Raw genomic sequence first — 9,856 nt, forward strand, 5'->3', positions numbered from 1 at the left:
TGGATGTCGAACCTGTATTTGGTAGGATGAAGGGTGTTTTTGGCGTGCGCAGAGTTCATGTCAGAGGACAAAAAGTGGTTGAAACAGAGATAGGATTCCTCCTAATGAGTATGAATCTCACGAAATTGGCTAAGAAATTAGCCAATGATAATAGAAACAAAAAGAAAAACACAGGCAGTTCAGCTGGATTTCATCAAAATCAGCCTGAATCTATCTGTGTTTTTTATTTACTGGCTAGTTTTTGCCCAACCTCTCTATTTAGTATCTTTTGCTACTTCCCTTCAATAGTGAGAACGCAGGCAAGCTCCTTATGGAGTTTCCAACTTCATTGTTGAGTCCAAAGCCTCAAAATCCCGTCTTATGATTGTCTAAGATACCACCACGACGGGAAATATCTTTTAAAGACTCACTCCATTCGCTGCTTATTTTGCACCTATCAATTTAGACTACTTCCTATTTTAAAACAAAAGCACTATAAAACTAAATACCCGTAAAGAGATTCCCATCCCTTCCCTAGTCCAGATACTGTTTTAACATTTCTTTTTCCTCACTCGTCAATGTTCGATAGGCACCCACTGGTAGGTCATCTTCCAAGACAAACGCTCCAAACGAAAGGCGCCTGAGATAGGTCACCTTGACCCCATATGCCAAGAACATCTTCTTAACCTGATGAAATTTTCCCTCAGCAATCTGAACCCTTGCGCAACTAGCGCTAGCTGTTGCTGATAAAATCTCTAGCCTAGCAGGCTGGCAGATGCCCCCGTCTAAAAATCGAATCCCCGCTTTAAAAAAGGCAATCGCATCCGCTGCAAGTAAACCGTTGACCTCCACATAGTAGACCTTTTCCACATGATACTTGGGATGAAGTAGCCGAAAGCCCAACGGACCGTTATTTGTAATGAGTAAAAGTCCTTCCGTGTCCCTATCCAAACGTCCAATCGGATACAGTCCCGTGCGCCTATCCTTTTCTTTAATCAGGTCTATTACTGTCTGGTGCTTCCTATCGGACACCGCAGATACGACACCCGCAGGCTTATTGAGCAGATAATAGACAGGGGGTTCCAACACCACTCGCCTACCGCCCACTTCGAGTACCTGCAAACCAGGATCTACCAGCTGATTTCCAGCTCTTGCAAGCCTTCCATCTACCGTCACCTGCTGGGATTTGAGTAGTTTCTTAATCTGATTCCGCGAACCAAGACCCGCTTTTTCCAAACACTTATCTAAACGCATACTCTTATTGTATCATAGAAAAAATAAGCAAGGGAAGAAAATAGAAAAAGACTGGACAACCAGTCTCTCTCCCTTATTAGTCCTGTTCTAAACGCTCAGCTGCTTCCTCATCTACAATGACATAGACATTGGCATGACCTTGTAAGACGCTTGCTGGCACATCTTCTGTCACAGGTCCTTGAACCATCTGATAGACAGCTTCTGCCTTATCCGCTCCATAAGCCATCAAGACTATGGTCTTCGCAGACATAATGGAGGCAATTCCCATGGAAATCGCTTGCGTTGGCACATCTTCTTCTTTTTCAAAGAAACGGCTATTGGCTTCAATCGTGGATGGGGTCAAATCAACGACACGTGTCAAACCATCAAACGGTGAACCTGGCTCATTAAAACCGATGTGGCCGTTGCGACCAATTCCTAAAATTTGGACATCAACTGGATGTTCTGCCAGCAAAGCATTATACCGCTCTACTTCTACATCCAAATCCTCAGCTAAGCCATTTGGCAAATAGGAAACCTTAAAAGGCTTCTTGCCAAACAGATGCTCATTCATAAAGTAAATATAAGATTGATCACTTTCACTCCCCAGCCCCACATACTCGTCTAGATTGACTGAGACTAAGTCTGAAAAATCCAGATTGCTTGCGACTACTTGCTTGTAAAATTCAATCGGAGTTGAACCCGTTGCAAGTCCTAACGTCTTTGCCCCTGCCTTCAACTCGTCTTGTAATAATTCAAAGGCAACAGCACCACCTTCAACTTGATCTTTGACACGGATTACTTTCATGCGAATCTCCTTTATAATCTTTTCTTTGTTTTGGTATAGACCACTTTATCTTTATTATATTCTATCGACCAATTTTTGTCAAGACCTGACTACGGATTTATGATATAATGGGTGGACACATCCTCAGAGGAGTTAACACTATGACCTTGTTGCTATTTATTCTTTTTACCACCGGAATTCTCATTGACATCCTCGCTTACTTCATTAAGGAGAGAACCTGGATTTGGATTCCTCTATTTGTATCTGGAAGTCTACTTGTCGCGACCCCCTTGCTCGTATTGATCTATTTTTTAATCTATCCCTCAATGAACTAAGGAGATATATGAATACTGTTGATTTTGATTTTCATCTGCCTGAACAACTGATTGCACAAGTACCTCTTGAGCAGCGTGACGCTTCACGCCTCTTAATTTTGGACTGCGAAACACAAACGATGGTAGACGCTCATTTCGATCAGATTATCGATGAATTAGAAGTGGGGGATGCCCTTGTGATGAACAATACCCGCGTCCTTCCAGCTCGTCTTTACGGTGAAAAGCCTGAAACTGGTGGACATGTAGAATTGCTCCTGCTCAAAAATATTCACGGAGATCAATGGGAAGTGCTTGCCAAACCGGCCAAACGCCTCAAGGTAGGCACAAATATTTCCTTTGGAGACGGACGCTTATCCGCCACTATTGTCCAAGAATTAGAACATGGAGGCCGAATTGTAGAATTTGCCTACGATGGAATCTTCCTTGAAGTCTTGGAAAGCCTTGGAGAAATGCCACTTCCACCCTATATTCATGAAAAACTGAATGATCGTGAGCGTTATCAGACCGTTTATGCCAAGGAAAATGGATCTGCTGCTGCACCGACAGCAGGACTACATTTCACCCAAGAATTGCTGGAAAAAATCGAAGCAAAAGGGATCAAACTCGTCTACCTGACCCTCCATGTCGGACTCGGTACCTTCCGCCCTGTGTCAGTTGATAATCTAGATGAGCATGAAATGCACTCGGAATTTTATAGTTTATCAGAAGAAGCCGCCGCAACCCTGAGAGAAGTGAGAGCTTCTGGTCACCGCATCATCGCCGTCGGTACAACTTCCATCCGCACCTTAGAAACCATCGGCAATAAGTTCAACGGAGATATTCAGGCCGACTCTGGCTGGACCAATATCTTCATCAAACCAGGTTACCAATTTAAGGTGGTAGATGCCTTTTCAACTAACTTTCACCTACCAAAATCGACCTTGGTCATGCTGGTGTCCGCCTTTGCAGGGCGTGAATTTGTCCTTGAGGCCTACCAACATGCTATTGAAGAGGAATACCGGTTCTTTAGCTTTGGTGATGCCATGTTTATCAAATCACCAGATACGAGGATCTTTCCCACACATAGACAGCCCCAAGAAAAATCAGAAGTCCGATGAAGAAAGAAATAGGGAAACGCAGTTTCCTCAAGTGTCGACATGACAAAAGATACCGAATAATCACATCAATCAAAATATGGAGAGTGCCACATAGTCATAACCACCCGTGAAAACGGGTGGCTTGTACACCGGCTGTAAGCCGTTTCTCTCCAGCGACGTCTAAAGACGTTCGCTGAACTTCGTTCAGGTTAGTGCTATAATTACTTGACTAATGCCCGTAACAACGGGCTTTTATCTTGTTCTAAAACTACCATCTGAAAATGGATCTTCATACTCTTTGACACTCAATTTATCAAGTGCAATGTCATTTTTCTCCTGCTCGCGAATATATTTCGCAACTGTCCTTTCATTCAGTCCAACGGTACTAACATAGTAGCCTCTGGCCCAAAACTTTCGATTTCCATACTTATATTTCAAATTAGCGTGTTTATCAAATATCATTAGAGCACTTTTGCTTTTCAAATATCCCATAAAATCGGAAATCGAAAGTTTCGGAGGTATCAAGACAAGCATATGAACATAGTCTGGCATCATGTGTCCCTCAATGATTTCCACGCCTTTGTATTGACATAGATGACGGAAAATATCAATTAAGTCTTGCCTAATTTTGTAGTAAATGGATTTTCTGCGGTACTTTGGTGTGAAAACTATGTGATATTTGCACATCCATTTGGTATGTGATAAACTGTAACTGGTTTTAGCCATTTCTTTTTCCTCCTTGATCTAACCTGAACAATTAGATTATAACTGGAAAAAGAAATGGAAGCTCAAAGCCTTGTCAGCCACCTGCATAGCTGGTGGTTTTCTTGTTTTTCTCTACGAGAAAAACTAGCTCGAAGCCATAATAAAAAGACTAGCCCGTCGGCTAGTCTGAGAACGTAAGTATACCCTCTAATACTCTTTAAAAATCAACAGGATACGTTGTCAAGAGTCTCGGTGAATTGTAACTGAGTTCAGCCTAAAACCTCGGAAAAAAGATATGCAGCTGTTTCAGCTTTAGCTGATTACAGATGAGAATTCCTTTGGGATAGCAATAGTCAGGGAAGTGACTATTGCTACCCGAGCCTAAAAATTAGATAGCGAGGTTAGTGGTTGCAAGACAACCTGCTTCGATTTCCTATTTTTCATTCGGTTTTTTAACGGCTTCACATCTTAGTAAACTGAGTTCGGACTAAAAATGTGAGAAAAAGATAGCAATAGTCAGGGAAGTGACTATTGCTACCCGAGCCTAAAAATTAGACAGCGAGGTTAGCGGTTGTTGGAGCCACCTGCTCCGATTCCCTATTTTTCTTTACATTTTCTTAACGTCCTCACATCTTAATTGAACACGCCCTAAACTCCTGGCTTCAAAGGTAAAGAAACCATTACTAGGTTCGTCGGCTTCTATCGCACTCCCTTTTCACCAACTTCACCAATTTGAAAGTAGGAAAACAAGTCGGTCAGGTAAGTCCTTCTTCTACACCCTGTTCCTATTTAGCAGCTTGATACAATTCGTTTACTTTGTTCCAGTTGATGATTTCAAAGAATGCCTTGATATAGTTAGGGCGAACATTGCGATAGTTCAAATAATAGGCATGTTCCCACACATCAAGTGCCAAGATTGGAGTTAGACCGTTCATGATTGGAGTATCTTGGTTAGCAGTTGAAACGATTTCCAATTTACCTTCTTGGTTAACCACTAAGAAAGCCCATCCCGAACCAAAACGAGTAGTTGCTGCTGTTGTAAAGGCTGCTTGGAAATCTTCAAATGAACCAAATGTTGCTGCAATATCTGCTGCCAATTCTGATGGAACTTCTGTTTTTTCTGGAGACAATAATTCCCAGAAAAGAGCATGATTCAAATGACCGCCACCGTTGTTAATCAAGGCTTGGCGAATATCTGATGGAATCTGGTCTACATCTGAGAGTAAGGCTACTAAGTCCTCCCCAATTTCTGGGTGTTTTTCGAGCGCTGCATTGGCATTAGCAACATAGGTTGCATGATGCTTATCGTGGTGCAAGGTCATTGTTTCCGCATCAATCTGTGGCTCCAGTGCATCGTAAGCGTACGGTAAATCTGGTAAAATAATTGCCATATTCGGCCTCCTTTAATCTTCTATACTTCTTATTTTACTGCAATTTGAGAGCCTTTTCAATTTTTTTGTCTGAAATCATGCGCTAGCAATTTTTAAGAGGGCGATGTCAAATAGGTAATCCTTATCAAACTGCCCTTGCTTGATTTGGTAGTCTGTCTCAATGAGGACTTTCACCGCCTTTTTAAGGAAGGAAAGAGAGAGAGAACGTGAATCTCGCAAGGCAAACTTAATCTGAAATGGATTGATTTTCCGTCCTGTTATCTCGGATAATTCAGCCACCATGTGTTGCTCGCTCATCCCTGCCTTATGTAGAAGCTGGACCTGTAAAAATAGGCGGAATTGATTGAGTAAAATCGCAATTAACTTAATCTCATCTTCTCCTTGTAGTCGCAAGTCATGCACTAGACTTCGCGCCTGATCAATCTTCCCCTGTAAAAGAAGTTGACTCATGTCAAAGAGATTATCCTGCAGGGTTTTTGGAATAGCCTGGTCAATATCGTCTTGACGAATCTGACGACTTCCCTTATAGGACTGCAAAAAGGCAAGATTTTTATAGATTTCAGCAAAATCAAAATTGGACTTAAGCAAGAGCTGATCCATAATCGCATTGTCCATATTCAAGTTCATTTTTTGGATTTCCTGCTTGAAAAATTGACGTAGTTCCACTTCTTTGAGATTGTTTGCTTCTAAAACGAGACCGTCTCGTTTTAAGCGTTTGACCAAACGGCGCTTTTGATCGAGTTTCCCTTCTGCAATGACAATCAGCCTCGTTGTTTCAACTGGTTGACTCACATAATCCTCAAATTTTTTCAAGTCTTCGTCGCTTAAATAGCGTTTTTTATTGGTTGTCAGATCAGCAAAATAATCCAAGATAACAATTTTTTCATCCGCAAAAAAAGGCAAGGAGACCAAATCAAGTTCCACCTGAGCATAGTCTGTCTCTGACATATCAAAATAGGCAAAAGACAAATCACTACTATCAAAGCTGATTTGTTTCAGAAGAGCTTCCTTAGCTAATTGAAATTGCCCAGTATCTTCTCCAACAAGAACCGTTAAAAGCCCCAAGCTCTCCTTCTTTAATTTCTGAATCTCATCAATAATGGTCATATGTTCCTCGCATTTCTTTTTTCATTATACCAAAAAAAGGCTCAATGAACCTTTTTCGCACAGAGTTTAGGACGTGTTCAATTAAGATGTGAGGACGTTAAAAGGTCTAAGTGAAAATAGGAATTCTGACGCAGAGTATAGAGACTCTAGGAAGAATTATCTTTTTCACACAGACCTTAGTCCGAACTCAGTTTACTAAGATGTGAAGCCGTTAAAAAACCGAATGAAAAATAGGAGATTGACGACGTGTTCGCTGAACACGAGGAAATCTATCTTTTTTCCGAGGTTTTAGGCTGAACTCAATTATAAGATACAAAGGGCGTGTAAAAAGCGAATGAAAATTAGGAAACATGACGAAGAAGTGTAACTTCTAGGAATGTTTATCTATTTTCCGAGCTTTTAGCCCGTGTTCAATTACACAAGATGTGAGGACGTTAAAAGGTCTAAGTGAAAATAGGAATTCTGACGCAGAGTATAGAGACTCTAGGAAGAATTATCTTTTTCACACAGACCTTAGTCCGAACTCAATTACACAAGATGTGAGGACGTTAAAAGGTCTAAGTGAAAATAGGAATTCTGACGCAGAGTATAGAGACTCTAGGAAGAATTATCTTTTTCACACAGACCTTAGTCCGAACTCAGTTTACTAAGATGTGAAGCCGTTAAAAAACCGAATGAAAAATAGGAGATTGACGACGTGTTCGCTGAACACGAGGAAATCTATCTTTTTTCCGAGGTTTTAGGCTGAACTCAATTATAAGATACAAAGGGCGTGTAAAAAGCGAATGAAAATTAGGAAACATGACGAAGAAGTGTAACTTCTAGGAATGTTTATCTATTTTCCGAGCTTTTAGCCCGTGTTCAATTACTCAAGATGTGAGGATGTTAAAAGGTCTAAGTGAAAATAGGAAATAGGCTGAAAAGCTCCAGTGGGTCAGTCTATTTCCTAGTTTTCCTGCTTCTTGGCTCAAACTTCTGTGGTCACTTTCGTGTTTCTAGGTGACCAGTTGAAACAGTTCACCGAACTTCTGTGGTCACTTTCGCATTTCTAGGTGACCAGTTGAAACAGTTCACCGAACTTCTGTGGTCACTTTCGCGTTTCTAGGTGACCAGTTGAAACAGTTCACCGAACTTCTGTGGTCACTTTCGCATTTCTAGGTGACCAGTTGAAACAGTTCCCCGAACTGTTTCAATCCACCGAGACTCTTGAGCAAGTATCCTGTTGATTTTTAAAGAGTATTATTTTGTAGGTATCGAGTGATTTCTACATCCAACTTTAAAACGACAGCACTCTAGCAACTTGCCAAGTTTGAAACACCTTATTAGAGATTCTTCATTTTCATCTCCGCTTCCATCTTCAAGCGCTGTACTTTCATGGTTGCGGTCCGTGGAATATCCTCATAGTCCATTAAGATGGGCTCCTTGAGCAATGGTAGATCCTCCACTTGTTGCCACCAAGATTCCCAGTCCATGTCTGCACCTTCTGCGAGGGCAATGATGGGCTGCGGGGCACCATTGGCATCTCGGATAATCACAACCTCAGACAAGAAATCCAACTGGTCTAACAGGAAGTCTTCTAAGGCGAGGTTACTATCAATAGATTCAATCACATCCACCTGACGGTCTTTCAAAAGTAAGGTCCCTGCTGTCGTCATACAGCCATAATCGCCACTATCCCACCAGTCTCCATACACATTTGCTTGGAATCGTTCGTCCTCCTTATAATAAGTCACTGCACGCCCCCGCGATAGGAGTTGAATATGACCATTTTGACCAGCTGGCAGAGGATGGCCATGTTCATCTGTAATCTGCGCCTTTGTATAGCCTTCAAGACCAACTCCCATATCCCTGCCACTTGTTTGCCCAAGCGTTTCCAAACGATGATAACGCAAAATCATCGGCCCACACTCGCTCTGACCATACACCTGCATAAAGATGGGAGAATTTTCCTTAGACGCCTCTAAAAAGGTACGTAAGGTCCCGATATTGATCGCATCAAAGGTAGAATGATAGTACTGGATGCTGGAAAAGACAGATGGGTTATTCCTAGCCAGCTGTGCCCACTGCACAAAATTATTAGGATGGGTCTCAAGCGCCATTGGTCTATAGTTTTCCAATATTTTTGCCAAATCTTGAGCTTTGGCAGATGATAGGGGAAGCAAGGGAAATCCAAGTCCAATAGCAGAGGAAACACCGATATTGTAGCGTGAGTGAACCGGAGAAATATGGAAGGCCAGTAACTTCCGCTCACTCATCTTTTCAAAAATCGTCTGCTGCCAAGCTACCCGCCACCCCATCGTTTGAGCCGTATGGCAAATCAACTTAGGAATACCGGTCGTTCCAGAAGTGTGGGTCATATACTGAATAGCATCTTCTGGAAGAAGATTTTCAGCAACAGGATGAGCAGGAAATGCTAGCAAATCTGTAATCGAAAGCATGGTCACTAACTCCTTACGCTCCATTGCTGCAACTCGCCCCTCGGTCTCCTCATCAAAGATGACAAAAGAATGCTCTAAACGCTCTGCAAAAACATCCATAGTAGTAGCTGGTAAGTGATAGGATGGCATGACTGGAATAGCTCCCAAGGAGGTCGCAGCAACTGCTAATAAATAGGTATCAAATGCAGGACTTTTATAAAACATGACCTTGTCGCCATGTGAAACGCCTGCTGCTGCTAGCTGATAAGCTCTTTGTTCTATGGCAGCAAAAACCTCCGCATAGGTATTTTCATGACCTAATTCGGGAAAAGATGGATATAGTTTATCAAAGACAATGGCAACATTTGGAAAGCGCTCTGCCGCCTCCTTGAATTGACGATATAAATTTAATGGTTGATAAGAAATCATCTTATATCTCTCACCTTTCTAAATTTGTGAAAAATTAAACATGACATCATTATACCATGTTGGAACCACTTCCACAAATAAGAATAGGACCAAGCCATATCAACATAATCTCTTAACAAATCTGTTCATTTTCACCTCCTCCCCCTTTCAAGGCTAGGAAGTTGTCAAAAACAATAAGGTGGAGCTACCTATCCGTTCATCAATATAGTCTTTTATAGACAATATGTAAAGACCCCCAGTTGAGAATTCGTGGATTTACCTGTACACTAGAATAAAAAAACAATCAACTTCTAACAGGAATTACCACACTCAATTGGAGGTCTTATATGTTTCATTTTACCACACTTTTCATCGGAATGGATGTTCACAAAGAAAGTTTTTCACTTTGCTATTATGA

General features: G+C 41.6%; 6 protein-coding genes and 2 pseudogenes. 2 read left to right on the plus strand and 6 right to left on the minus strand.

Going from position 1 to position 9,856, the window contains the following annotated elements; translation table 11 throughout:
- Positions 1 to 144 (plus strand): annotated as a pseudogene (locus tag BVE84_RS10805) (transposase); the annotation flags it as partial.
- 369 nt (positions 145 to 513) lie between these two features.
- Here the strand turns inward: BVE84_RS10805 and BVE84_RS10045 are convergent.
- Positions 514 to 1,233 (minus strand): 16S rRNA pseudouridine(516) synthase, encoded by a 720-nt coding sequence (locus tag BVE84_RS10045; protein ID WP_076996861.1) that lies wholly within the window; start codon positions 1,231 to 1,233, stop codon positions 514 to 516.
- Between the two features lie 76 nt (positions 1,234 to 1,309).
- The gene (locus BVE84_RS10050; protein ID WP_076996862.1) at positions 1,310 to 2,020 is read right to left on the minus strand and encodes a glucosamine-6-phosphate deaminase; all 711 of its coding nucleotides are present in this window, start codon (positions 2,018 to 2,020) and stop codon (positions 1,310 to 1,312) included.
- A 322-nt stretch (positions 2,021 to 2,342) separates the two neighbouring features.
- Here BVE84_RS10050 and queA point away from each other — a divergent pair.
- Positions 2,343 to 3,368: pseudogene (gene queA / locus BVE84_RS10055) on the plus strand (tRNA preQ1(34) S-adenosylmethionine ribosyltransferase-isomerase QueA); the annotation flags it as partial.
- A 294-nt stretch (positions 3,369 to 3,662) separates the two neighbouring features.
- Here the strand turns inward: queA and tnpA are convergent.
- The 4 genes from tnpA to BVE84_RS10075 form a co-directional block, all read right to left on the minus strand.
- Positions 3,663 to 4,136 carry an IS200/IS605 family transposase gene (tnpA, locus tag BVE84_RS10060; protein ID WP_076996863.1) on the minus strand — a complete coding sequence of 158 codons (474 nt, stop codon included), beginning with the start codon at positions 4,134 to 4,136 and terminating at the stop codon, positions 3,663 to 3,665.
- 764 nt (positions 4,137 to 4,900) lie between these two features.
- Positions 4,901 to 5,506, minus strand: a complete 606-nt coding sequence (sodA, locus tag BVE84_RS10065) for a superoxide dismutase SodA (protein WP_076996864.1) — start codon at positions 5,504 to 5,506, stop codon at positions 4,901 to 4,903.
- 75 nt (positions 5,507 to 5,581) lie between these two features.
- On the minus strand, positions 5,582 to 6,613 hold the full coding sequence (holA, locus tag BVE84_RS10070; RefSeq protein WP_076996865.1) for a DNA polymerase III subunit delta: 1,032 nt from the start codon (positions 6,611 to 6,613) through the stop codon (positions 5,582 to 5,584).
- Between the two features lie 1,322 nt (positions 6,614 to 7,935).
- The gene (locus BVE84_RS10075) at positions 7,936 to 9,459 is read right to left on the minus strand and encodes an AMP-binding protein (RefSeq protein ID WP_076996866.1); all 1,524 of its coding nucleotides are present in this window, start codon (positions 9,457 to 9,459) and stop codon (positions 7,936 to 7,938) included.
- Between the last annotated feature and the right edge of the window lie 397 nt (positions 9,460 to 9,856).

The sequence above is a fragment of the Streptococcus azizii genome (assembly GCF_001984715.1).
Classification (GTDB): domain Bacteria; phylum Bacillota; class Bacilli; order Lactobacillales; family Streptococcaceae; genus Streptococcus; species Streptococcus azizii.